The organism is Hydrophilobacter chitinilyticus, assembly GCF_049860745.1.
Lineage (GTDB): Bacteria > Pseudomonadota > Gammaproteobacteria > Burkholderiales > Burkholderiaceae_C > Rhodoferax_B.
This window is the reverse complement of the sequence record NZ_CP187561.1, coordinates 2,996,920-3,019,598: the sequence shown is the minus strand read 5'-3', so window position 1 is coordinate 3,019,598 and position 22,679 is coordinate 2,996,920. Positions and strand designations below refer to the sequence as shown.

The following is a 22,679-nucleotide window of genomic DNA, read 5'->3' as shown; positions in this document are numbered from 1 at the left end:
GCCCTTACTTCCCCCACCTTGGAGTCACGATGACGCCTGCCCCCATCCCCTTCGATGAAAGCGATCGGCTACGTGCCCTGCACGACCTGATGCTGCTGGACACCCCACCAGAAGAGCGCTTCGACCGCGTGGTCCGATTTGCGGCCGAGCAACTCGGCATGCCCGTGGCCATGGTGACCCTGGTGGATGATGAGCGCCAGTGGTTCAAATCACGCTTCGGTGTGGACCTGGTGGAGACCCGTCGCGACATCTCTTTTTGCGGTCATGCCATCATGTCGCCCGAGTTGTTTGTGATCGAAGACGCCAGCCGCGACCCGCGCTTTGCCGACAACCCGATTGTGGCGGGAGAGCCGCATATCCGCTTCTACGCTGGGGCCCCTTTGAGCGGCCCCACAGGCCACCGCATCGGCACGCTCTGTGTCATCGATGTGGTGCCACGCAAGTTCGGGCCCATGGATCTGTCCATCCTGGATGCCCTGCGTGGCCTCGTCAACGAAACCCTTGCAGGCCACGGAGAAGAAGAATGAACACCCCACTGCCTCGTCTTCTTCTGGTCGAGCCGCAGTTTGTCTTGCGGCGCACCATCGTCACGGTGGCACGCAATCTGGGCGTGGTCGACTTCCATGAAGCGAACAATCTCGAACGTGCCCGCACCTTGCTGACAAGCGAGATCTACCAGGGCCTGGTCATCGATTTTCAGCAGGGTACGCCGGCGCTGGCGCTGCTGGGGGACCTGCGCATGGGCAAGTTTGCCAGCCGGCCGGATGCGCTGGTGATCGTGACCGCAGCCCTTGCGCCACCCGACCTGGCGCGCCACCTGCAAGAGGTTGGCGTGCGGCATGTGCTGGGTAAGCCCTTCAAGATCGGCGACCTGCTGCAGTTGATTCGCGAAGCGGCCGCATAAACGCTGCAGCTCAGCACTGTGCCTAGGCTCCAGGCCCGGTCCCAAACAACCGGGTAATGCCGCCGTGCAGGTGTGACGCCATGGCTTGCCGCGCAGCCTCTGCATCCTGCTGCTCCAGCGCTTGCGCGATGGCCGCGTGCTCTTGGCACACGCCCACCCGCCGTTCACCTTGCGGCCGACCCGCCAGGCTGCGCGACAGTCCGATGCTGAATCGGGTTTGCGGCGCCAGGGCCGACATCGTCATGCTGAAGAAGCGGTTGCCACAGGCTTGGGCCACGGCATCATGGAACGCGATGTCTTCTTGAATGGCGTCGCTACCCTCGGCCAAGGCCTGGTCAAAACGTTCACGGCACCAACGCACCTGGTCCATCTGTTCGGGCGTTCGCATCAGCGCCGCGCGTGCGGCGGCCTCGCCCTCGACAAAACAGCGGAACTCCAAAAAGGCGCGAATGTCCGCAATGTTCTCCAGCGTGCTCAGCGAGATGGGGTTGGCCTGCGGCAGCGCATCAGTGACATAAGTGCCCGAGCCTTTGCGCGCATAAATGCGCCCCTCGTCGCGCAGCCGGGCGAGCGCCTGCCGCAGCACGGGCCGTGACACCCCCAGGCGCTGCGACAGCGCCGTTTCACCGGGCAACCTTGCGCGCGGCTCAAAGCCGGGCGTGCCAAACAACTGCATCAAATCCTCGTAGGCCTTGTCGCCCAACAGCCGCTCTGCCTTTGGCGCAAGAGGAGCTTCAGTAGAAACGATGATTTTCATATCACAGCAATTTACAGGGTAAACAGGGAAAGCCGCATTTTCGATGCCGCCGATACTCGTGCAACACACCAATGCAAGTCTGATTCGCATCTAAAAATTCGAGATTTCATCCAAAGATATAAAAAGCTGTAAACAATGTCAAGCATCCAATGCCTCCGTACCTATCGCTTGCCAGACCGGCCCAGCCTGATCTGGCTGGAGCTGGAAACCAGTGACGGCCTGGTCGGCCTGGGCGAAACCTTTCGCGGCGCCGCTTCGGTCGAAACCTGCCTGCACGAAGAACTCGCGCCCTGGCTGCTGGGGCGCGACGCGCGCCACATGGAAGGCATCTCGCGCCATCTGCTCACACCCTATGTGGGCTACAACAGCTCGGGGGTGGAAGTGCGCTCGGCCAGCGCGGTCGACATCGCGCTGTGGGACTTGGCCGGCCAACGCCAGGGCGTGCCGATCTACCAGGCGCTGGGCGGCGGTGCGCGCCCGGAGGTGCCGGTCTACAACACCTGCGCGGGCTACAGCTTCAACACCAACGGCAAACGCCGCGACATTGGCGCGTCCGACCAGGCCGACGGCCCCTACGACGACCAGGTGGCCTTCATGCGCGACGCCGGGGCGCTGGCCAAGAGCCTGCTGTCTGAAGGCTACAAGGCCATGAAGATCTGGCCGTTCGACATCTACGCGCCTGCCAGCAACGGCCACCTGATCACGCTGCCGGATTTAGAGAAAGGCCTGGAGCCTTTCCGGCTGATCCGCGAAGCCGTGGGCAACAAAATTGAGGTGATGTGCGAACTGCACAGCCTGTTTGGCGGCCACTCGGCACTGCGCATCTGCCAGGCACTGGAAGACTACAACGTCTTCTGGGTGGAAGACCCGCTGTGCAAGATGGACGACCCGGCAGGCCTGGCCGATCTGCGCCGCCGCACCCGCGTGCAGATTTGCGGCAGCGAAACCTTGGGCGGCCTGCGCCCGTTCCGCGACCTGCTGGCGGCCGATGCCCTTGATGTGGTAATGCTCGACCTGGCCTGGTGCGGCGGCTTCACCGAAGGGCGCAAGATCGCCGCGCTGGCGCAGGCCTACAACCGTCCACTGGCGCCACACGATTGCACCGGCCCGGTCACGCTGATGGCCGGCCTGCACATGGCACTGCACGCGCCCACGGCCATCTACCAGGAGGTGGTGCGCGCCACCCTCGCCACCTGGTACCGCGACATCGTGACCCACCTGCCGGTGATCACCGAAGGCATGGCCCAACCGCCGGTTGCGTCAGGCCTGGGCACGCGCCTGCAAGACAGCTTCAAACAGCAGCCCGGAATCATCGTGCGCGAGAGCCGCTGAGCGACACCAAGCCACGCCCAGCTACCGACGCTTTCACGCCTTCATTCGTTACTTCACAGGACTACTTTCCATGTTGATCAAGATCGTGGGGCTGCACGCCCCCAACGCGCCACGCCTGCGTGCGCTGCTCGGGCCCGAGCACGAGGTGCAGGCGCTCGAAAGCTTTCCCGCAGCGGGCGAGATCCAGGCCGATGTGGTCATCAGCAACAGCCTGAGCGCTGAAGAAGCCGCGCGCTTGCGTTGCCGCCTGGTACACGTGCCCGGTGCCGGCGCTGAGCAGATTGCCACCCAGGCCCTGCCAACGGGCACCACGGTGTGCAACGTACACGGCCACGAAGTGCCGATTGCCGAGTTCACGCTGCACGCCATCCTGGAGCACGCCCTGCAGCTTTGGCAGTACCCGCCGCGCCTTGACGCCGAGGCCTGGGCGCAGTCGTACGCACAACGCGCCCAGCACGACGAAGCCCATGGCAAAACGCTGGCCATCGTCGGCTTTGGCCATATCGGCCAGGAGATCGCACGCCGGGCACGCGCTTTTGGCATGCACGTGATCGCCATCACGCGTAGCGGCAAACCTGGCGCGGCCGACCTGGCGCATGAAACCGTGGCCAGTTCGGCTTTGGATGCAGTGCTGCCACGTGCTCATACTCTGGTGATCTGCTGCCCGTTGGACGACGGCACACGCGGGCTGATCGGTGCACGCCAATTGGCTTTGCTTCCCGCCGGAGCCCTGCTGGTGAACGTGGCGCGTGCCGAGGTGGTGGACGAGCAGGCACTTTATGAGGCCTTGAACACCAAACGCCTGGGCCGGGCCGTGCTCGACGTTTGGTACCAATACCCGAAGAAGGGCCAGAGCCCCGTGCCGCCGTCACGCTGGCCGCTGCATGAACTGCCCAACGTGCGCGCCACGCCGCACATCTCGGCGATCACACCGGCCCTGCTCGACCGGCGCTACGCCTTCATGGCCAACAACATCCAGCGGCTGCAGCAGGGGCTGGCGCTGAACAACGTGATCTACCAGGCGCCTTGAATTGGCCTGACGTGGCCTGAACAAGTGCACAGGCGCACAGGCAACACAGCACCAGCTTTCGAATATCAATCCACAGGAGACAAGCATGCCATCAGCCAAACGCAACACCACTTTCACACCCAGCCTCGGGCGGCGCGCTGCCGTCGGCCTTGCCGCCATGGCGCTGCTGGCCGGCACATCGCTCGCGGCCCATGCGCAGGATGCCGCCGCCTATCCCAACAAGCCCATTCGCATCATCGTGCCCAACCCACCGGGCGGCACCTCAGACGTGCTGGCGCGCTTGCTGGCCAAGGAGTTTGGCGATGCTTTCAAGCAGCCGGTGCTGGTGGAAAACAAGGCCGGTGGCAACAGCCAGATCGGTGCCGCTTACGTGGCCAAATCCGCACCCGACGGCTACAACCTGCTGCTGCTCGACATGTCGGGTTTGACCATCGGCCCCAGCGTGATGCAGCTCAGCTACAACCCGCTCAAAGACCTGGCGCCGATTGCCATTCCCGCCTACTCGCCGCACCTGCTGGTGGTGCGCCAAGACTTGCCCGTGAAGAACATCGACGAACTCGCCGCCTATCAGAAGAAAAGCGGCAAGCCGGTGAGCTTCGGCACACCGCTGGCCTCCATCAGCCAACTGGCGGGCATTCTGCTGGCGCAGGACAAAGGTTTTGAGTTCAACGTGATTGGCTACAAAGGCGGCGCCCAGGCCTTGACCGACCTGGCGGGCGGCCAGATCGACACTGCCATGGCCAGTGTGCTGGCGACCAACCCACTGGTGCAGGGCGGCAAGATCAAGGCCATTGCCGTGACCAGCGCCAAGCCCTTTGCGGCCACGCCGGGCGTACCCACGGTGGCCTCGCAGATTCCGAACTTCGTCACCGGTTCCTGGCAAGGTCTGCTGGCCCCGGCCGGCACACCGCCCGCCATACTCGACAAACTGCAGGCCGCCGTGCAGCGCATTGTGGCGCGCCCCGACGTGACCAAGCGGCTGCAAGAACTCGGCTCGGAGCCCACGGACATGAGCCGTCAGCAAATCGCAGAATGGATGCAGACCGAAACCGTGCGCTGGGGCAAGGTGGTGAAGGACCACAACATCAAGGCGGAGTAACACGCGGGCCGAGGGGCACCGCTTTTCAAGCCGTCGTGCCTCTCGCAGCCCTGGCCTAAGTGCTTGGGTTTGCGCGAAGACATAGCCTGTTGACGAAACATTTCGCAGCCACTTCGCACCAAGGCTATGCGAACACTTCACATCTGTGGCGTATTCTTGGGAGTCATTTTTCCGACTTCCTTCCGACTACCCTGATACGAGTGCCCGCATGACCCTTTCACGTCACCCACCCTCGGCAGGAACCAAAGCTGGACCTTCCCGCAAAACAAACGGCCACACTGGCGCCCCAGCAACCCCACAAACCTCGCAAAATATTCTGGTGCTGCAAGGCGGCGGGGCACTCGGCGCCTACCAGGCGGGTGTGTACGAGGCGTTGCATGAAACCGGCCAGCCCTTGCATTGGGTGGCGGGTATTTCGATTGGCGCCATCAACGCGGCGTTGATCGTGGGCAACCCGCCAGAACAGCGCCTGGCGCGCCTGCAGGAGTTTTGGAACTTGGTCAGCTCAGGGCTGCCCTCGCCCTTTTTTGCGATCGACAAGTTCTGGCGCGAAACCTTGAACGAGTTCAGTGCCTCGCAAGTCATGACCTGGGGCGTGCCGGGTTTCTTCAAGCCACGCATTCCGCCAGCCCCCATGCAGCCGCCAGGAACCGACGGCGCCATCAGCTACTACGATACCGGGCCGCTGCGTGAAACCTTGGAACGCCTGGTGGACTTTGACCTGATCAACAACGGCCCGATCCGGCTGTCGATCGGCGCGGTGAACGTGCGCAACGGCAATTTTCAGTACTTCGATTCCGGCAAGCAAAAGATCGATGCCCGCCACATCATGGCCAGCGGCGCGCTGCCCCCGGGCTTTGCGCCAGTGGAGATCGACGGTGAACACTATTGGGACGGAGGCCTGGTGTCTAACACACCACTCCAATATGTGCTGGATGAGCCCGGCGCAGGGCATCGCACCGTGTTGCAAGTGGACTTGTTTGCGTCCAACGGCAACATGCCCACCAACCTGATTGAAGTGTCTGGCCGCGAAAAAGACATTCGTTTTTCTAGCCGCACGCGGCTGAATACCGACACCAGCATGGACTGGCAGGTGGTGGCGCAAGCCACCAAACGACTGCTCGCCAAACTACCGCCCGAGCTGGCCAACGACCCCGACGTGCAAACCCTGTCGCGCATCCACTGCACCACCTCGTCCATCGACGTGGTGCACCTGATCTACCGCACCCGGCACTACGAAAGCCAGTCGAAAGATTACGAATTTTCCAGCCTGTCGATGCGCGAGCACTGGCAAAGTGGCCGTGCCGATATGGCGCATACCTTGCATGATCCGCGCTGGACGCAACGCAGCCCGGCACTCTCTGGCGTGCGGGTGTTCGACCTGAACGCCGACCATCCCAGCGACTGAATAGATTTCCCGTTTCCTATCCTCGTTTTCCACCCTAAGGAGCTAACACCATGAAGTTAAAAGACAAAGTGTGTATCGTCACCGGCGCCGCCAGCGGCATCGGCAAGGAAATCGCCATCGTGTACGCGCGTGAAGGCGGCAAGGTCGTCATCGCCGACCTGAACAAGGCAGCGGCACAAGCGGTGGCCGATGAGATCGTCGCAGCCAAGGGCGTGGCCATGGCTGTGGCGATGGACGTGACCAGCGAAGAGCAAGTGAACGCGGCTGTGGCCGAAGTGGTGGCCGCGTACGGCGGCGTCGACGTGTTGGTCAGCAACGCCGGTGTGCAGATCGTGCACCCGATCGAAGAATTCCCGTTTGCCGACTGGAAGAAGATGCTCGCCATTCACCTGGACGGTGCATTCCTCACCACCAAGGCCTGCTACCCGCACATGCAAGCGTCGGGCAACGGCGGCAGCATCATCTACATGGGCTCGGTGCACTCGAAGGAAGCCTCGGTGCTGAAGTCGGCTTACGTCACCGCCAAACACGGGCTGATTGGCCTGTGCAAAACCGTGGCCAAGGAAGGCGGCAAACATAAGATCCGCGCGAACGTGATCTGCCCAGGCTTTGTGCGCACGCCACTGGTCGAGAAGCAGATTCCCGAACAAGCCAAAGCCCTGGGTATCAGCGAAGACGACGTGATCAAAAAGGTGATGCTGAAGGAAACCGTGGACGGCGAATTCACCACCATTCAAGACGTGGCCGAGACCGCCCTGCTGTTCGCCGGCTTTGAAACCAATGCGCTTACCGGCCAATCATTGGTGGTGAGCCACGGCTGGTTCATGCAGTAAACCAATCGCAGCGGGGGCGACGCGTGGACGGCGCTTGTATAACGTGCCGACGAGGGACTACCAAGTCCCTTGCTTCACGCCGCGTTTGCGAATGGCCGTGCCGATGAGTTCAATCGCATCGGGGCGGCTGGCTTTTTTCGCAAAGTCCAGCGCCGAAAGGTTGAGCTCGTTCTTCAGCGTTGGGTCGGCTCCCGCCTCCAGCAAGAACTTCACCGACTCTGTGGTGCCGTAAGACGCGGCCATCATCAGCGGCGTGGTTTTGTTGGGTGACTCGGCGTCGATGTAGGCGTTTTCATCCAGCAGCAATTGCATCACCGCCACGTGGCCATTGGTGGCGGCGTAATGCAGTGGAGCCCAGCCGGTTTTGTTCACATCGGCATCTTTGGCAATGAGCTTTTGGCAGGTGGCCACGTCGCCTGCCAAAGCGGCCAGCATCAGCGGGCTTTCGTCTTTCTCGTTGCGCGTTTCGACTTTGATTTTGGGCGCGGCCAGCAGCACATCCAGCACCTTGGGCGACGGCAAGCGCACCGCCAAAAACACGCCGGTCAAGCCTTTTTCGTTGACCGTGTTGGGGTCAAAACCACGGCGCAGCAGGTTTTGCACGGTTCTGGGATCGTCTTTGGCGACGGCTGTGAAGTAATCTTCAAACGAGCCAGCATTGGCGGTTGAAAATCCAATAAAAACAATTAGGTAGGCTAAATACTTAAAGTAGTTTCTCATGCCAAAACTCCTTTAAAAAGACGGTCAAAATTGCGACTGGTGGCCTCGGCCACCTCCTCTACCGTACAGTTTTTCAGGGCCGACAGTTGCTTCGCGACGTAAGGCACGTAAGACGGGTTGTTGGTTTTGCCACGGTACGGCACGGGCGCCAAATACGGGCTGTCGGTTTCGATCAAGATCCGATCCATCGGCACAAAGGCGGCCACGTCGCGAATGTCTTGCGCGGTCTTGAAGGTCAAGATGCCCGAGAACGAAATGTAGAAGCCCAGGTCGAGCGCGGCGCGCGCCACCTCGGCCGTTTCGGTAAAGCAGTGGAACACGCCACCCGCCGCAGTGGCTGAGCCGTCTTCGCCCAGCTCTTTCAAAATAGCGATAGTGTCGTCCGACGCACTGCGCGTGTGGATGACCAGCGGCTTTTGCGTTTGCTGCGCGGCGCGGATGTGCACGCGAAAACGCTCGCGCTGCCACTCCATGTCGGCCACGGTGCGGTCGCCCAGGCGGTAGTAATCCAAGCCGGTTTCGCCGATGCCTACGATGCGCGGGCGTGCGGCCAGGGTGACGAGGTCTTCAAGCGAGGGCTCGCGCACATCATCGTTGTCGGGGTGCACACCCACGGTGGCCCAGAAGTTGTCGTAGCCCACGGCCAGGGCGTGTACGTCTTCAAATTCTTCCAGGGTGGTGCAGATGCACAAGGCGCGGTCGACACGGGCCTCGGCCATGGCGGTGCGGATGGCAGGCAGTTGGCCCGCGAGGTCGGGGTACGAAAGGTGGCAGTGGGAGTCTGTGAACATGGCAACGGCCGCAGCATGTGCGGCAAATCAGGTCGGCGCCTGGGCTAAAATGCCAGGACGCGATGTGGCCATTTTAGGAGCCGAGCGCTCCTGTGAACCCGCCAGGGTTAAATCGTTTAGATGGTTTGTGTTGCGCGCTCAGAACCCAGGTGCGCGCCCAGCAACTCTTCGATCTTGATCTTCAACTGCCGCGCCTTGTCGTCCTTGGGAAACTGAATGCCCACCCCTTGCGTGCGGCTGCCAGAGGCGCGCGCTGGCGTCACCCAGGCCACACGGCCGGCGATGGGGTAACGCTGTGGGCCTTCAGGCAGTGACAGCAACACGTACACGTCGTCGCCCAATTGGTACTCGCGCGCCGTGGGCACAAAGATGCCGCCTTCGGCAAACAGTGGGATGTAGGCCGCATACAGCGCCGCTTTTTCCTTGATGGCCAACTGGATGACGCTGGGGCGCGGCGTGGACGGGGTGGTGCTCATGGCGTGTGCTGCTCTAAAAGGCCGACAACATTAAATTCAGTGGCTTGAGTTTAGGGCGATTTGGGCTCGGCTCACAAGCGCTTCCAGCATCAGCCCCTGGTTGAACGGATGTTCCACCGTGCGCGCCGTGGTCGCCAGCTCTTTCGACCACTGCGTGAGCGTCGCTACTGATGCGCCTGCGCCGATCTTTTGCAAGTCTGCCGCCGTGAAGAAACGTGGCGCAGCGCCGGTGCGCTGTACCAACACATCGTGGCAAATCTTCTGCAGCGCATCGACCACCTGGCCCATGGCCCAGTTGGCAAACGGGCTGACGTCGCCAGCCGCCACCGCACGAGGCAATTGCGACCAGTTTTTGGCGTTCAACCCGGCTTGCGCCATTTGCAACGCATCGTCTGGCCGCTGGCCTGCGGCAGCCAGCAACACCTGGGCGTCTGCCGGGGCCACGTCTTGCGCTTGCAGCCAGGCCGTGGCCTCGGTGCCGGCCGGCCATTCCATGTTGTGGCCCATGCAACGGCTGCGGATGGTGGGCAGCAGTTGGTGCGCGGCGCCCGTGGCCAACACAAACTTCACGTCGCCAGGCGGCTCTTCCAGCGTTTTCAGCAAGGCGTTGGCCGTGACCTGGTTCATGCGCTCGGCCGGGTAGACCAACACGGCTTTGCCACGCCCACGAGCGCTGGTGCGTTGTGAAAACTCCACCGCGTCGCGCATGGCATCCACGCGGATCTCTTTGCTGGGCTTGCGTTTTTTGTCGTCGATTTCGGCCTGCGCCTTTTCAGGCAGTGGCCAGCCGAGTTCCATCATCGCGGTCTCGGGCATCAGCACGCACAGGTCGGCATGCGCGCGCACATCGATGGCGTGGCAACTGCCGCATGTGCCACAAGCGCCCTGCCCTTGCTGGGTGTCTGCGTTGTCGCACAGCCAGGCGCGCGCCAGCTCCATCGCGAGGCGGTATTGTCCCAGCCCGGAAGGGCCGTAAAGCAACCAGGCGTGGCCGCGCTGGGCCAGTAAGGTGGTGCGTTGCCGCACCAGCCATGGGGCTAACGGGACAGCTTCAACTTGGGCTTCGGCTTCGCTCATTTCGGCCCCGCCTGTGCGGCGACCATGATGGCCAGCCAGCCCTTGCGCACCAGAGTGCTGGTGATTTGTTGCCACACAGCGTGGCGCGAAGTGGCGGCGTCGATGCGTGTCACGCGCGCCGGGTCTTGCGCATGGCGGTCGGCATAGGCCCCAGCCACGCGCTGGAAAAACACCACGGGTTGGGATTCAAAACGGTCTGGCACGCGGGCACCGGCCAGGCGTTCGGCGGCGGTCTCAGCGGGCAGGTCGAACCACAAGGTTAAATCGGGTTGTCGAATGAAATTGGCATCTACCGCTGATGTAGATTGCACAAAGCGCTCTAGTGTTGATAGTACCGCCACATCAAACCCGCGGCCGCCGCCTTGGTAGGCAAAGGTGGCATCGGTGAAGCGGTCGCTGATCACCACCTCGCCACGCGCCAGGGCAGGCTCGATCACTTGCTGCAGATGGTCGCGCCGGCCGGCGAAGATCAGCAGGGCTTCGGTCAGCGGATCCATGGGCTCGTTGAGCACCAGCGTGCGCAACTGTTCGGCCAGCGGCGTGCCGCCGGGCTCACGCGTCAGCGTGACGGTGCGCCCTTGGGCGCGGAAGGCTTCGGCCAGGGCCTCGATGTGGGTGGATTTACCCGCACCGTCGATGCCTTCGAAACTGATGAAGATGCCGTTGTTTTGCACTGTCGATGTCCTAAGGCTTAACGGTTGCGCTGGTACTGGTTGACCGCTCGATTGTGCTCTTCCAGCGATGGGCTGAAATGGCTACTGCCATCGCCCTTGGCCACGAAGTACAAGGCGTCGGTGCGCGCGGGTTGCACGGCCGCCAAGAGCGAGGCCGCGCCCGGCATGGCGATGGGCGTGGGTGGCAGGCCACGGCGGGTGTAGGTGTTGAAGGGGGTGTCGGCCCGCAGGTCGGAGCGGCGCAGGTTGCCGTCAAACGACGCACCCAGGCCGTAGATCACCGTCGGGTCGGTCTGCAGCGGCATGCCGATACGCAGGCGGTTGTTGAACACGCCGGAGATCAGCGGCCGGTCTGCACCCTGCCCGGTTTCTTTCTCGATGATGCTGGCCATGGTCAGCGCCTCTTCGGGCGTCTTCAAGGCCAGGTCAGGCTGGCGCTGGGCCCAGGCGGCGGCGAGCATTTTGTCCATGGCTTGCATGGCTTGCTTCAGCACGGCCAGGTCGCTGCTGTTTTTGGGATAGCGGTAGGTGTCGGGGAAGAAGCGGCCTTCTGCGGCTACACCGGGGCGGCCCAGCTTGTTCATGATCAGATCGGGCTCAAGTGCTGCGCTGTCGGGCGCAAGGCGCTCTGCTTTTGCGAGCGCTTCACGCACTTGGCGGAAGTTCCAGCCCTCGACCAGCGTCACGCTGCGCAAGGCTTGTTCGCCGCGCACCAGCTTGTCGAGCAAGGCTTCGGGCGAGGTGCCGGGCGTGATCTCGTAGCTGCCAGCCTTGATCAGCCGAGACTGGCCAGACAGGCGAAACCACCAATACAAGGCGTCGGCTGACACCGGCACGCCCGAGTCGACCACCGCCTGCGCCACGCTGCGCGACGACAAGCCCGGCGCTACCGTGAAGTCGCGCGTGGCGTCGCCCACCGGCAAGGGCCGCTGCACCCACCACCAGCCCAAGCCACCACCCAAGCCCAGCAAGAGGGCCACATAAACCACCACGATCAATAGACGACGCACAACCCTACTTACCTTGTGAACTAAGGAGGGGCATGATAATTCACGCCATGACACATCCACTCCATGGCATCGCTTCTTTAACGCACTTGGGCGTCATCCGCGTAGCGGGTGAAGACGCCGTCAAATTCCTCCAAGGTCAACTCACCAACGACTTCGCGCTGCTGGACCCCGGCCATGCGCGGTTGGCCGCCTTTTGCTCGCCCAAAGGCCGCATGCAGGCGAGTTTCATCGGCTTCAAACGCGGCGCGGACGAAGTGCTGCTGGTCTGCAGCCAAGACCTGCTGGCACAAACGCTCAAGCGTCTGTCGATGTTTGTGATGCGCGCCAAAGCCAAGCTGACCGACGCCAGTGCCGACTTCCAGCTCTTTGGTTTGGTGGGCTCCGCCGTTGCCGATGCCAACGCAGCCCCTTGGTCGTTGTTTGAAACCGCGCATACCCCCGCCGTAGCGCTGTACCCCGCTGACGGCCAGCCGCGCGCGCTGCTGCTCGCCCCCGCCGGCACCGCCGCCGAGTCCGTTGCACCGGGCGCCCCGGTGTTGAGTGCCGACCAATGGGCCTGGAGCGAAGTGCGCAGCGGCATTGCCACGGTCACCCTGCCGCTGTTTGAAGCGCTGGTGCCGCAGATGCTGAACTATGAATCAGTGGGCGGTGTGAACTTCAAAAAAGGCTGCTACCCCGGCCAGGAAGTCGTGGCCCGCAGCCAGTTCCGCGGCACGTTGAAGCGCCGGGCCAGCATCGTTCGCTCAACCGAGCCATTGCAGGCCGGGCAAGAAGTGTTTGAAGCTGCCGATGCCGAGCAACCGTGCGGTGTGGTTGCGCAAGCGGCGCCCAACCCCGAGGGCGGTTTCGACGCGATTGTGTCGATGCAGATTGCCGCGCAGAACGGCGCGTTGACGGCGGGGTCGGCGGCTGGGCCGAAGTTGACGCTGTTGCCGTTGCCTTACGAATTGCTTGCCGACATTTGAGCTGAACTCAGTTGGCTATTTTTAAAGTTGACCAGCAGCAGTCCAAACATTGGGTGCGCCAATTTTTGCGTACCATGCCCTGAACTGCACGCGATCGGTCTGCCAGGGTTCGTCTAGCACCAACCGTGGGTCTTCGCTCAGATCGTAGGCCATGCCTTCGACAAACCACTGGGGTTTCAAAAAGGTGCTGGCGGTGCCGAGCGCTGCATTTTGCCGCTGGTGGATCAGTTCATGCCGCACGTAATATGGCTTCCAGGCACGTGGGCCAATGACGGTACCTTGCCCGCCCACCGTCACCGCAGACCGGCGGCCCAAGCCAAATGCTTCGGCACAGGTTTGGGTGGCGCAGAAGACCACACGCGCATCTGGCGGCAAAGGCCCCAACCGCTCAGAGACGAAGTTGAAGGCGGCATCGCGCAAGGCCGTAGCTTCTTCCAACCGAGACAGGTCATCAATGCAAACCTGTGCGTTGGGACAACTCACACCCGCAAGCGTGGGCGCAATGACACGTAGCGGTTTCACGACAGCCCAACTCAGGACGGGCACGCCCACCAAAAGCAACAGTGCGAGGCGCCTGAACGACGGGAGCTTGAAGAATTGCATCGTCACAGCACCCGGAACATCTCCTGGTGCCCAATGCCCGCCTCGGTAAACATCTCACCACGCGGCGTGAACCCGGCCTGGCGGTAGAAGCCTTCGGCGCTGAGTTGGGCGTGCAGCAAGACTTCCAGGTCGCCGCGTTTGGCGCTGGCCTGCACTAAGGCTTCCAGAATTTCCTCCCCCAAACCAGTACCCCGCAGCGGCTGTAGCACGGCCATGCGGCCGATGCGCCCCACGCCGGGCGCGTATTGCAGCAGGCGGCCGGTGGCCAGCGCTTGGCCGAATCTGTTGCGGGCTAGGGCGTGGATGACTTCGGGCTGGGCGTCGGCTTCGTCCCACTCCATTTCCTTGGGGATGCCCTGCTCTTGCACAAACACTTGCTCGCGCACGGCGCTGGCGTCCTGGCCTAAGCTTGCCCAGTCGCCTAAAGCGATGTTGTAGACGGCTTCGCCCGCCTCGTAGCCGTTGATCAGGTCGCGTAGCGCATCGGGCACGGCCTGCGAGGTTTGCGTGCGCGGGTCGGCATAGACGTAGAGCAGTTCGCCGCTGGTGAGCTGGCGGCCATCGCGCAGCACCTGACCTTCAAAGCGCAGCGACGAACGGCCGATGTGCACGCAGCGTAGCGTGACGTCGATGATGTCGTCGATCCGCGCCGAGGCGTGGTATTCCACCGTGGCTTTCTTCAGGTAGATGTCGCCTTGCAGGTGGTGCATGGTGGCTTCGTAGGGCATGGCCAACGCGCGCCAGTATTCGGCGATGGCGACGTCGAAATACGCAAGGTAGTGGGCGTTGAAGACAATCTTTTGCATGTCCACCTCAGACCAGCGCACACGCAGGCGGTGTGAGAAGCGAGCGGGTGTGGGGCTGACGGGCGCGGAGGTTTCGGTGGTCGACATGGGTTTAGCTTTAGAGGTTGAACGCTGCGCGCAAGGCGGCGGCGGCATCGGCATGGGCTTTGCGGGCTTCGGGCAAGGCGCGGCCCATTTTGATGAATTCGTGGGTCACGCCACGGTAGATTTCCAGGTCCACGGGCACACCGGCCAGGCGTAACTTGTCGGCATACAGAACACCTTCGTCGACCAACGGGTCGCACTCGGCCAGGCCAATCCACGCGGGCGCCACGCCGTCCACTTCGGGCGCGTTCAGCGGGGCGAAACGTGGGTCGTTGCGGTCTTCGGGGTTCAACACGTATTGGCTGAAGAAGAAGTCGATGTGCGCGGCCTCCAACACGTAGCCTTTGGCAAACTGCTGGTGCGAGGGTGTGTCTTGCCACGCGGTGCAGCCGGGGTAGATCAGCAATTGCAGGGCGAGCGGAATGCCCTGCTGCATGGCCTGCACCGCGCTGGCCGCCGCCAGGGTGCCGCCTGCGCTGTCGCCGCCCACGGCCAGTTGGCCGGGGATGGCGCCGATCTGCGCGGCATTGGCGGCCAGCCACGCGAGTGCGTCCCAGGCGTCGTTGGCGGCTGTGGGAAAACGGTGCTCAGGGGCGAGCCGGTAGTCGAGCGACACCACCATGCACCCGGCCTGGCGGCTGAGTTCGCGGCACAAGATGTCGTGTGTGGCCACGCTGCCGATGGTGAAACCGCCGCCGTGGAAGTACAGCAGCAGCGGCAGCGGCGTGCCGGTGCTGGGGGCGTACAAACGCGCGGGCAGCACGGCGCCGTCGCGCGCGGGAATGGTGAAGTCTTCGACACGCTCCAGCGCGGGCTTGGGAATCTCCAGCACTGCCGCGCCCAAGGCATAAGCCGCCCGCGCCTCTTGCGGCGTTTGGGCGTGCATGGGGGTGTGCTGGGCGCGCGCCATGCGGTCAATGATGCTGCGCATGACAGGGGTTAACGAGGGCAGCGGAGGACTGGAACTGGGGTGCATGAACAGGCGATGATGGGTAAAGTAGCAGGCTAGTGAGTCTGTGAATCCTACAACGATGAGACAAAGACGATGGCCCTGATCTACTACGTGACCCAGATCCAGTTTGACTTTGGCGCGATCAAGCTGCTGCAGCAAGAATGCGCGCGCAGCGGCATCAGCCGCCCGCTCATCGTGACGGACGCCGGCGTCAAGGCCGCGGGCATTTTGCAGCGCGCACTCGACGCACTGCCCGACTTGCCCGTCACCGTGTTTGACCAAACCCCGTCCAACCCCACCGAGGCCGCCGTGCGCGCCGCCGCGCAGGTGTACCGCGACAACCACTGCGACGGGCTGATTGCGGTCGGCGGTGGCTCGGCCATCGACTGCGCCAAGGGCGTGGCCATTGCCGCCACGCACGAAGGGCCGCTGACGCGCTACGCCACCATTGAAGGCGGCTCGGCCTTGATCACCGAGCGCGCGGCGCCGCTGATTGCCGTGCCTACCACCAGCGGCACCGGCAGCGAGGTGGCGCGCGGCGCCATCATCATCGTCGACGACCACCGCAAGCTCGGTTTTCACTCGTGGCACCTGGTGCCCAAAACCGCCATCTGCGACCCCGAGTTGACGCTGGGCCTGCCGCCCAAGCTGACCGCCGCCACCGGCATGGACGCGATCGCGCACTGCATGGAAACTTTCATGGCTCCGACCTTCAACCCACCGGCCGACGGCATTGGGTTGGATGGCTTGCAGCGCGGCTGGCATTTCATTGAGCGCGCCACGCGTGATGGATCAGACCGCGAGGCGCGTTTCAACCTCATGAGCGCGTCGATGCAAGGCGCCATGGCGTTCCAGAAGGGCCTGGGCTGTGTGCATTCGCTGAGCCACAGCTTGGGCGGCGTGGATCCGCGCCTGCACCACGGCACGCTGAACGCTATGTTTTTACCAGCGGTGGTGCGCTTCAACGCCGGCGCTGAATCGGTTCAAAAAGAGAAGCGCCTGGAGCGCATGGCGCAAGCCATGGGGCTCAGTTCGGCCAGCGATATTCCAGAAGCCATTACCGACCTGAATGCGCGCCTGGGTCTGCCCACCGGTTTGGCGGCCATGGGCGTGGAGCACGGCACGTTTGATCGCATCATCACCGGCGCACTGGCCGACCATTGCCATAAAACCAACCCACGCATCGCGACTGGTGACGAATACCGTGCCATGTTGGAAGAGTCGATGTGAAGATTGCCACAGGCGTTCGCTGAGGTTCTCCGCCTTTGTTATGGTGGCTTCTTTTAGGGGCAAGACATGACGTGGTCGAACTGGCTGGTATTTGCAGGGGTCTCGTTGTTCATGGCGTTCACGCCGGGTCCGGCCGTGTTGCTGGCTGTATCCAACTCGGTGTCTGTGGGCGCGTCGCGCGCCATGCTCGGCTCGGTGGGCAATGCGCTGGGCGTATTTCTGGTGTCGGCCGTGGCCATGGCGGGTCTCGGGGTCTTGCTCAGCACCTCGGCAGTGGCGTTTATGGTGCTGAAGGTGGCGGGTGCCGCCTACTTGGTTTACCTTGGCATCAAACAATGGCGCAACGGCGCGAATGCCTTGGGCACGGCGTCGACTTCAACGGGTGAAGCTGTTCCAATGCAAAGCGCCACCAAGCTGTTCTTCAACGGGCTGACAGTGGCCGTCACCAATCCCAAGAGCATTCTGTTTTTTACCGCCCTCTTTCCACAGTTCTTGACGCCCGGCGCCCCGGCGCTGCAGCAGTTCTTGGTGCTGACCACCACGTTTGTCGTCTGCACGGTGCTGGCCCACGCCTTTTATGTGCAGGTGGCGCGTGGCTTGAAGCGCGTGTTGGCCGATGCGCGGCGGGCGCGTTTGTTTAGCCGGGTTTCGGGTGGTGCGTTTGTGGTGCTCGGCCTGGGCTTGCTGCGCCTGCAAAACCGGACGGCCTAAAGACCTGAGACCTCGCTATTGATACCGCTTAGAGCGGCCGCACCAGCGACAGGTCTGGCCGCGCCAACCATTCGGCAAACTCATCTGCCAGTTGCTGGCTTGCGGCCACCGCGTTGCCCCACACCTTGATGCGCCCCTGCAGGTCATTTGCGTAATGCACGAAGTCATGACGATCGGGTAGCTTGCAATTGGGCAACGTAGCCACCCACTCGGGCGCCGGGGCCAGCACCAACATGTTGTCCAGAAACGGTGAAGGCTTGTGCCGCCAGCGCAGCGCCTTGTCGAGCCAGCCGGGCACGATGGCTTGCTGAAAATGCGGGTAGAGCACCAGCTTTCGTACCGGGTCATGCATGTCGTTGGGGCCATTGGCCCCCATGAACTGGATGGGCGATGCGCCGGGATCGACGGCATTCGGTGTCAGTTGGTAGTCCAGGTGCAAGTGATAGTCTGTGATACCACCATCCCAATAAGCACCGCGCGGTGCGCCGGGAATGTCGTGCACCGCGCGCAGTACAAACGGAATCGAGCAACTGGCCTGCAACGCCGACAAGAAATTGTCGTTCTGCAGCGCCACCTGCCGCGTGGGGAAGTCACGTGTGCCAAACGGCAAACCCGCTTCGGGGCTGGAAAACACCACGCGCTCCATCCAGACCCCCAATGCGCGGCGCTTCAGGCTATTGGCGATGAAGGCACCGGCGTAGCCGACATGCGTGCGCATGTGCTGCTCGCGGTTCAACACGTGGCGGCCGCGCGCTGTGATGATGTGCAGGCGAAAGCGCGGGTGGCTCAAGATCTCGTTTTGCAAGCCCTCAAAGAAGACTTGCAACGTGGCACCGAACTCGTCACTGACTTGGTCTGCGCTGGGGCGTTTGCGGCCTGCAGGTGGCTCGTAGTGCTGTTGAATGTAGCCACGCTCCAGGCGGCCAAAGGCAGGCACGGGTGCTTCAATGCACGCCGTGGCCATGCGCCAGGCGCCAATGGAAGCGCCCACCAAATCCACCGGTTGGTTGCTTTGCGCGAGCCAATGCCCAAAGAGAAACTGGTCGAGCCGCCCCAGGATCAGGCCCTTGGGGCCACCCGCTGCGGCAGGCACAACACCGACATGGCTGGACTGCAGGCCATGACGGCGCAGATGTTCAAGAGCTTTGGGACCGGCATAGAGGCGCAGGGCTTGCATGGGACAGAAATTACAAACGGAAGCGAAACAGAAATTCAGTCTAGCTTGCCCAATGTCATCAGGATGACACTTTTAAGCAACCAAGCCGCAACCGTTACACCCTTGCGCGGCGCCTGCTCGCAACCCGAGCAACTATGTGCAATCTGAACTATGCAAAAGCGGCCATGTCGCTGCGCGCGCTCCAATCGATGGGGTCTTGCTGCAACACCATGTCGATGTCCAAGCCCAGAGTCAGCCCCACCACATCAGGAAAGCTCACGGCCAGCGCGCGGTCATCAAACTGCGCCTCCTTGGCACGGGCACGCCAGGTGGCGAGGTGCAGCACACCGGCCAGGGGTTCGTAAACGTCGTTGTCAAAAGGTTCGATCTGGTGTGCCAGAGCATCCACTACCAAATCCGGGAACTGCCACTTACGCGCAAGGCCCGCGCCCACTTCGGCATAGCAGTAGCCAAAGGTGCGGTGCTCAATCTTGGCGCGACGCAGGTCCAGCGGGGCCGTGGTTTGGTTCAACGGCACAACCGTATCGGCCATGCCCAGGTGCATCACCAACTCGCCCACGCCATGGATCAAGCCTGCCGTAAAGGCGGTAGCCGGGCTTTGCTTGACCATGCCGGCCAACGAGCGCGAAATCTTGGCCACGTTAACGCTGTAACGCCAGAAGTGGGTGAGATCAATGCCAGGAACAGCGCGAAAGCTGCCACACAGAGCCGCAGCCGACGCCACCTGGCGCAGATGCTCGACGCCCAGCACCGCCAAGGCCTCGGGAATGTTGCTCACCTTGCGCTCTAGCTGGAACATTGACGAATTGGCCAGCGTGAGAAGCCGGGCGGTGAGTGCAACGTCGGTGCTGATCAACTGGCTGAGCTTGCGCAAATCAGGGTCGGGACGGCCCAGCTCGCTCAGCAGCAACGCCACCACCTTGGGCATGCTGGGCAGCGCGGCTTCAGACGACAGCAGGACGTTCAACTCCATGGGTGCGGGCTCCAGAGGATGGGGGATGAGCCGATTATGTTACGGATGTAACCAATCTGTCGCACGGCGCAGCGCGTTTCGACGTGCGTGCGACATCGATACGACAGGCTTTACCGTTGATTCACCGGCTGGCCATGAGGCGGCTATCGCCCCAATGCCGCTGCAACAGGCAAGACCGTGCCGTCTCGCCTTCGCTTACCCTGCCCTAGTTGCGGTTCTGCAACTTGGCGAAAGCCGACGCCATGGCCGATTGCGCTGCAGGTTCGTTGCCGCGCCTGGGCATGGACTGACCACGGCCTGCACCTTCAAAACGGTTGTCACGCGGGCCATCGCGGCGAGCGGGCGCCGCGTCAAGCTTCATCGACAAACCGATGCGCTTGCGCGCTACGTCGACTTCCATCACTTTGACTTTGACGATATCGCCGGTCTTGACCACCTCACGCGCGTCGTTGACAAACTTGTGCGCTAGTTGGCTCACGTGGACCAGGCCATCCTGGTGCACACCGAGGTCAATGAACGCGCCAAACTGCGCCACGTTGCTCACCGTGCCTTCGAGCACCATGCCCTCGCGCAGGTCTTTGATGTCTTCCACGCCGTCGTTGAAGCGCGCCACCTTGAAATCCGGGCGCGGATCGCGGCCGGGTTTTTCCAGCTCGCCCAAAATGTCCTTGACGGTGATCACGCCGAAACGCTCATTGGCATAGAGCTCGGGGCGCAGCGTCTTCAGCACTTCGGCACGGCCCATCAACTCAGCCACGGGTTTGCCGGTGGTGCTGATGATTTGCTCGACCACGGGGTAGGTTTCGGGGTGCACGCCGGTGACATCGAGCGGGTTGTCGCCGCCGCGAATGCGCAAGAAGCCAGCGCATTGCTCAAAGGTTTTGGCACCCAGGCCGGTCACGGCCATCAACTGCTGGCGGTTCTTGAATGCGCCATTGGCTTCGCGCCAACGCACCACGGCCTTGGCCACGCTGGCCGACAAGCCGGACACGCGGCTCAGCAAAGGCACGCTGGCCGTATTCAGGTCGACGCCTACCGAGTTCACGCAATCTTCGACTACCGCTTCGAGCGTGCGAGCCAGTTCGCTCTGGTTCACGTCGTGCTGGTACTGGCCCACACCAATGCTCTTGGGGTCGATCTTCACCAGTTCGGCCAACGGGTCTTGCAGGCGGCGCGCAATGCTGGCGGCACCGCGCAGGCTCACGTCCACATCGGGCATCTCTTGCGAGGCGAATTCGCTGGCCGAGTAGACCGAAGCACCGGCCTCACTCACCACTACTTTTTCAACCAAATGATCGGGCTGCGCCTTGGCCAACAGCTTGATCAGGTCACCGGCCAGTTTGTCAGTTTCGCGGCTGGCCGTGCCGTTGCCGATGGCGATCAGGTTCACGCCATGCTTTTCGCACAAGCGGGCCAGCGTGTGGAGCGAGCCATCCCAGTCGCGGCGCGGTTCATGCGGGAACACGGTGGCGGTGTCAACCAGCTTGCCGGTCGTATCCACCACGGTGACCTTCACGCCGGTACGGATGCCAGGGTCGAGCCCCAGCACCACGCGGGCACCGGCAGGCGCGGCCAACAGCAGGTCGCGCAGGTTGTCGGCAAACACTTTGATGGCGACTTTCTCGGCATCTTCGCGTAAGCGGGCGAACAGGTCGCGCTCGGTGGAGAGGCTGAGCTTCACGCGCCAGGTCCAGGCCACGCATTTGCGCAGCAGGTCGTCGGCTGGGCGATTCGCATGGCTCCAGCCCACGTGGATGGCGATGCGGCCTTCGGCCATCGACGGCTTGCCCGGCTCCGGGTCCACCGGCATGGCCAACTTGGCGTCCAAAATTTCCAGGCCACGACCACGGAACACGGCCAATGCGCGGTGCGAGGGCACGTTGCCAATCGGCTCTTCGTAGTCAAAGTAGTCGCGGAACTTGGCGACGTCGGGGTTGTTTTCGTCTTTGGCTTCGACACGGCGGCTACGCAGCAGACCTTCGCTCCAGAGCCACTGACGCAGGTTCTGGATCAAGCCCGCATCTTCTGCCCAGCGCTCGCTCAGGATGTCGCGCACGCCATCCAGCACGGCTGGCACGCTGGTGAAGTCTTCGCCGCCCTCCCCCTTTTCGGCTTTGACGAAGGCTTGCGCCTCATCAGCGGGCACCAGGCTTGGGTTTTCAAACAGGCGATCGGCCAGCGGCTCAATGCCCGCTTCACGTGCGATTTGCCCCTTGGTACGACGCTTGGTCTTGTACGGCAGGTACAAGTCTTCCAATTCTTGTTTAGTGCCGGCGGCCATCAGCGCGGCACGCAGGCTGTCGGTGAGCTTTCCCTGCTCTTCAATGTTTTGCAGGATGGCTTCGCGGCGCTCTTCCATCTCGCGCAGGTAGCTCAGGCGCGCTTCCAACTCACGCAGTTGGATGTCGTCCAACCCACCCGTGACTTCTTTGCGGTAACGGGCGATGAAGGGGACGGTGGCACCACCATCGAGCAACTCGACAGCGGACTTGATTTGCTCTTCCCGCACCTTGATCTCGGCGGCAAGCTGGCGAATGATTTTTTGCATGAGGACGGCGAACGCTAAGGATTCAATCGAAGCCCGCGAGTTTAAGCGTGTCGGCAGCCGCATCCGGCTCTTGTGCTGCGCAAGCTGACAGTTCAGCGGCAGCGAACGATTGTTACAAATCGGGTCGCCGTGCACCAACTTGGTTTTGAATCAGTATTTATGATTTAAATCATTGCGCTAGCCAGAAATTTAAATTCAAAAAATTCCAAATGATAAAAAATAAAAACAAATAAAAGATAATTGAAAACTGAGTGAAAATTTCTAAAACCAATTAAATGAAATATCTCGAATTCATATCATTCGATATATCCACAGGAATTTTCAAGTCTGCAGAAGCCAAAAAAATTACAAAAATCGCTTTGATCTCCGTTGCTCCAACTAGAAGTCAAAATTTGATCGAACAACTCTCATGAGCGCTGCATCAGAGGCCGCGACTGGCACGAGTCAGTCATTAATTGTTTTCACAAATGAATATTTTTCAGTGAAAACCAATTTCCAGCGATGCACCACATAAGAGCC

23 protein-coding genes are annotated in these 22,679 nt (G+C 62.1%); 10 read left to right on the top strand and 13 right to left on the bottom strand.

From position 1 onward, the window contains the following. The first annotated feature begins 29 nt into the window (after positions 1-29). Both ACPWMG_RS13350 and ACPWMG_RS13345 read left to right on the top strand, forming a co-directional pair. Positions 30-527: a GAF domain-containing protein gene (locus tag ACPWMG_RS13350; RefSeq protein ID WP_483305122.1), complete on the top strand. Its 498-nt coding sequence runs from the start codon at positions 30-32 to the stop codon at positions 525-527. Beyond that, positions 524-904: a response regulator gene (locus ACPWMG_RS13345; RefSeq protein ID WP_483305121.1), complete on the top strand. Its 381-nt coding sequence runs from the start codon at positions 524-526 to the stop codon at positions 902-904. The genes ACPWMG_RS13350 and ACPWMG_RS13345 overlap by 4 nt, the downstream gene beginning before the upstream one ends. A 22-nt stretch (positions 905-926) precedes the next feature. Here ACPWMG_RS13345 and ACPWMG_RS13340 read toward each other — a convergent pair whose 3' ends face one another. After that, the gene (locus tag ACPWMG_RS13340; RefSeq protein ID WP_483305120.1) at positions 927-1,661 is read right to left on the bottom strand and encodes a FadR/GntR family transcriptional regulator; all 735 of its coding nucleotides are present in this window, start codon (positions 1,659-1,661) and stop codon (positions 927-929) included. A gap of 135 nt (positions 1,662-1,796) precedes the next feature. On the opposite strand from ACPWMG_RS13340, the gene ACPWMG_RS13335 reads away from it, so the two are divergent. The 5 genes from ACPWMG_RS13335 to ACPWMG_RS13315 all read left to right on the top strand — a co-directional run bounded on the left by ACPWMG_RS13335 (position 1,797) and on the right by ACPWMG_RS13315 (position 7,363). Further along, positions 1,797-2,993 carry a mandelate racemase/muconate lactonizing enzyme family protein gene (locus ACPWMG_RS13335; protein ID WP_483305119.1) on the top strand — a complete coding sequence of 399 codons (1,197 nt, stop codon included), beginning with the start codon at positions 1,797-1,799 and terminating at the stop codon, positions 2,991-2,993. A 70-nt stretch (positions 2,994-3,063) separates the two neighbouring features. Beyond that, complete coding sequence (locus ACPWMG_RS13330) at positions 3,064-4,023, top strand: 2-hydroxyacid dehydrogenase (protein WP_483305118.1); 960 nt, start codon at positions 3,064-3,066, stop codon at positions 4,021-4,023. Between the two features lie 85 nt (positions 4,024-4,108). Next, a complete protein-coding gene (locus ACPWMG_RS13325; RefSeq protein ID WP_483305117.1) occupies positions 4,109-5,122 on the top strand; it encodes a Bug family tripartite tricarboxylate transporter substrate binding protein in 1,014 nt (337 codons plus the stop codon). A 208-nt stretch (positions 5,123-5,330) separates the two neighbouring features. Next, positions 5,331-6,530 carry a DUF3734 domain-containing protein gene (locus ACPWMG_RS13320; protein WP_483305116.1) on the top strand — a complete coding sequence of 400 codons (1,200 nt, stop codon included), beginning with the start codon at positions 5,331-5,333 and terminating at the stop codon, positions 6,528-6,530. A gap of 50 nt (positions 6,531-6,580) precedes the next feature. Continuing rightward, positions 6,581-7,363: a 3-hydroxybutyrate dehydrogenase gene (locus tag ACPWMG_RS13315; protein WP_483305115.1), complete on the top strand. Its 783-nt coding sequence runs from the start codon at positions 6,581-6,583 to the stop codon at positions 7,361-7,363. Positions 7,364-7,420: 57 nt separating this feature from the next. Here the strand turns inward: ACPWMG_RS13315 and ACPWMG_RS13310 are convergent, their stop codons facing one another. The 6 genes from ACPWMG_RS13310 to mltG form a co-directional block, all read right to left on the bottom strand. Continuing rightward, positions 7,421-8,083 (bottom strand): ankyrin repeat domain-containing protein, encoded by a 663-nt coding sequence (locus tag ACPWMG_RS13310; protein WP_483305114.1) that lies wholly within the window; start codon positions 8,081-8,083, stop codon positions 7,421-7,423. Next, the gene (locus tag ACPWMG_RS13305; protein ID WP_483305113.1) at positions 8,080-8,874 is read right to left on the bottom strand and encodes a TatD family hydrolase; all 795 of its coding nucleotides are present in this window, start codon (positions 8,872-8,874) and stop codon (positions 8,080-8,082) included. The genes ACPWMG_RS13310 and ACPWMG_RS13305 overlap by 4 nt, the downstream gene beginning before the upstream one ends. Positions 8,875-8,990: 116 nt before the next feature. Further along, complete coding sequence (locus ACPWMG_RS13300) at positions 8,991-9,350, bottom strand: PilZ domain-containing protein (RefSeq protein WP_483305112.1); 360 nt, start codon at positions 9,348-9,350, stop codon at positions 8,991-8,993. Positions 9,351-9,386: 36 nt separating this feature from the next. Further along, the gene (locus tag ACPWMG_RS13295) at positions 9,387-10,427 is read right to left on the bottom strand and encodes a DNA polymerase III subunit delta' (RefSeq protein WP_483305111.1); all 1,041 of its coding nucleotides are present in this window, start codon (positions 10,425-10,427) and stop codon (positions 9,387-9,389) included. Further along, complete coding sequence (gene tmk, locus ACPWMG_RS13290) at positions 10,424-11,101, bottom strand: dTMP kinase (protein WP_483305110.1); 678 nt, start codon at positions 11,099-11,101, stop codon at positions 10,424-10,426. The genes ACPWMG_RS13295 and tmk overlap by 4 nt, the downstream gene beginning before the upstream one ends. 17 nt (positions 11,102-11,118) lie before the next feature. Beyond that, positions 11,119-12,111 carry an endolytic transglycosylase MltG gene (gene mltG / locus ACPWMG_RS13285; protein WP_483305109.1) on the bottom strand — a complete coding sequence of 331 codons (993 nt, stop codon included), beginning with the start codon at positions 12,109-12,111 and terminating at the stop codon, positions 11,119-11,121. 47 nt (positions 12,112-12,158) lie between these two features. Between mltG and ygfZ the strand changes: the two genes are divergently transcribed. Then, positions 12,159-13,076 carry a CAF17-like 4Fe-4S cluster assembly/insertion protein YgfZ gene (gene ygfZ / locus ACPWMG_RS13280; protein ID WP_483305108.1) on the top strand — a complete coding sequence of 306 codons (918 nt, stop codon included), beginning with the start codon at positions 12,159-12,161 and terminating at the stop codon, positions 13,074-13,076. A gap of 21 nt (positions 13,077-13,097) precedes the next feature. Here ygfZ and ACPWMG_RS13275 read toward each other — a convergent pair whose 3' ends face one another. The 3 genes from ACPWMG_RS13275 to ACPWMG_RS13265 are packed head-to-tail and all read right to left on the bottom strand — an operon-like array spanning position 13,098 to position 15,500. Beyond that, a complete protein-coding gene (locus ACPWMG_RS13275; protein WP_483305244.1) occupies positions 13,098-13,679 on the bottom strand; it encodes a hypothetical protein in 582 nt (193 codons plus the stop codon). A gap of 2 nt (positions 13,680-13,681) precedes the next feature. Next, a complete protein-coding gene (locus ACPWMG_RS13270; protein ID WP_483305107.1) occupies positions 13,682-14,572 on the bottom strand; it encodes a YbgC/FadM family acyl-CoA thioesterase in 891 nt (296 codons plus the stop codon). A 10-nt stretch (positions 14,573-14,582) separates the two neighbouring features. Further along, positions 14,583-15,500 carry an alpha/beta hydrolase gene (locus tag ACPWMG_RS13265; protein ID WP_483305106.1) on the bottom strand — a complete coding sequence of 306 codons (918 nt, stop codon included), beginning with the start codon at positions 15,498-15,500 and terminating at the stop codon, positions 14,583-14,585. Between the two features lie 114 nt (positions 15,501-15,614). Here ACPWMG_RS13265 and ACPWMG_RS13260 point away from each other — a divergent pair, with 114 nt between their 5' ends. Together ACPWMG_RS13260 and ACPWMG_RS13255 are read left to right on the top strand one after the other, a co-directional pair. After that, the gene (locus ACPWMG_RS13260) at positions 15,615-16,751 is read left to right on the top strand and encodes an iron-containing alcohol dehydrogenase (RefSeq protein WP_483305105.1); all 1,137 of its coding nucleotides are present in this window, start codon (positions 15,615-15,617) and stop codon (positions 16,749-16,751) included. Positions 16,752-16,817: 66 nt separating this feature from the next. Then, entirely contained in the window at positions 16,818-17,462 is a 645-nt protein-coding gene (locus ACPWMG_RS13255; protein WP_483305104.1) for a LysE family translocator, read from the top strand. 28 nt (positions 17,463-17,490) lie between these two features. Here the strand turns inward: ACPWMG_RS13255 and ACPWMG_RS13250 are convergent, their stop codons facing one another. The 3 genes from ACPWMG_RS13250 to ACPWMG_RS13240 form a co-directional block, all read right to left on the bottom strand. Further along, complete coding sequence (locus ACPWMG_RS13250; protein WP_483305103.1) at positions 17,491-18,639, bottom strand: patatin-like phospholipase domain-containing protein; 1,149 nt, start codon at positions 18,637-18,639, stop codon at positions 17,491-17,493. Positions 18,640-18,787: 148 nt separating this feature from the next. Next, on the bottom strand, positions 18,788-19,612 hold the full coding sequence (locus ACPWMG_RS13245; protein ID WP_483305102.1) for an HDOD domain-containing protein: 825 nt from the start codon (positions 19,610-19,612) through the stop codon (positions 18,788-18,790). Between the two features lie 205 nt (positions 19,613-19,817). Then, positions 19,818-22,160, bottom strand: coding sequence for a Tex family protein (locus tag ACPWMG_RS13240; RefSeq protein WP_483305101.1), 2,343 nt, complete (start codon positions 22,158-22,160; stop codon positions 19,818-19,820). Between the last annotated feature and the right edge of the window lie 519 nt (positions 22,161-22,679).

Bases quoted from the DNA above. Each gene is read 5' to 3' on its own strand.
- ACPWMG_RS13340 (WP_483305120.1), bottom strand. From the start codon at position 1,661: ATGAAAATCATCGTTTCTACTGAAGCTCCTCTTGCGCCAAAGGCAGAG.
- ACPWMG_RS13325 (WP_483305117.1), top strand. From the start codon at position 4,109: ATGCCATCAGCCAAACGCAACACCACTTTCACACCCAGCCTCGGGCGG.
- ACPWMG_RS13315 (WP_483305115.1), top strand. From the start codon at position 6,581: ATGAAGTTAAAAGACAAAGTGTGTATCGTCACCGGCGCCGCCAGCGGC.
- ACPWMG_RS13330 (WP_483305118.1), top strand. From the start codon at position 3,064: ATGTTGATCAAGATCGTGGGGCTGCACGCCCCCAACGCGCCACGCCTG.
- ACPWMG_RS13300 (WP_483305112.1), bottom strand. From the start codon at position 9,350: ATGAGCACCACCCCGTCCACGCCGCGCCCCAGCGTCATCCAGTTGGCC.
- ACPWMG_RS13295 (WP_483305111.1), bottom strand. From the start codon at position 10,427: ATGAGCGAAGCCGAAGCCCAAGTTGAAGCTGTCCCGTTAGCCCCATGG.
- ACPWMG_RS13320 (WP_483305116.1), top strand. From the start codon at position 5,331: ATGACCCTTTCACGTCACCCACCCTCGGCAGGAACCAAAGCTGGACCT.
- ACPWMG_RS13265 (WP_483305106.1), bottom strand. From the start codon at position 15,500: ATGCGCAGCATCATTGACCGCATGGCGCGCGCCCAGCACACCCCCATG.
- ACPWMG_RS13260 (WP_483305105.1), top strand. From the start codon at position 15,615: ATGGCCCTGATCTACTACGTGACCCAGATCCAGTTTGACTTTGGCGCG.
- ACPWMG_RS13275 (WP_483305244.1), bottom strand. From the start codon at position 13,679: ATGCAATTCTTCAAGCTCCCGTCGTTCAGGCGCCTCGCACTGTTGCTT.
- ACPWMG_RS13305 (WP_483305113.1), bottom strand. From the start codon at position 8,874: ATGTTCACAGACTCCCACTGCCACCTTTCGTACCCCGACCTCGCGGGC.
- ACPWMG_RS13240 (WP_483305101.1), bottom strand. From the start codon at position 22,160: ATGCAAAAAATCATTCGCCAGCTTGCCGCCGAGATCAAGGTGCGGGAA.
- ACPWMG_RS13335 (WP_483305119.1), top strand. From the start codon at position 1,797: ATGTCAAGCATCCAATGCCTCCGTACCTATCGCTTGCCAGACCGGCCC.
- ACPWMG_RS13310 (WP_483305114.1), bottom strand. From the start codon at position 8,083: ATGAGAAACTACTTTAAGTATTTAGCCTACCTAATTGTTTTTATTGGA.
- ACPWMG_RS13345 (WP_483305121.1), top strand. From the start codon at position 524: ATGAACACCCCACTGCCTCGTCTTCTTCTGGTCGAGCCGCAGTTTGTC.
- ACPWMG_RS13350 (WP_483305122.1), top strand. From the start codon at position 30: ATGACGCCTGCCCCCATCCCCTTCGATGAAAGCGATCGGCTACGTGCC.
- ACPWMG_RS13245 (WP_483305102.1), bottom strand. From the start codon at position 19,612: ATGGAGTTGAACGTCCTGCTGTCGTCTGAAGCCGCGCTGCCCAGCATG.
- ACPWMG_RS13270 (WP_483305107.1), bottom strand. From the start codon at position 14,572: ATGTCGACCACCGAAACCTCCGCGCCCGTCAGCCCCACACCCGCTCGC.
- ACPWMG_RS13250 (WP_483305103.1), bottom strand. From the start codon at position 18,639: ATGCAAGCCCTGCGCCTCTATGCCGGTCCCAAAGCTCTTGAACATCTG.
- ACPWMG_RS13255 (WP_483305104.1), top strand. From the start codon at position 16,818: ATGACGTGGTCGAACTGGCTGGTATTTGCAGGGGTCTCGTTGTTCATG.
- ygfZ (WP_483305108.1), top strand. From the start codon at position 12,159: ATGACACATCCACTCCATGGCATCGCTTCTTTAACGCACTTGGGCGTC.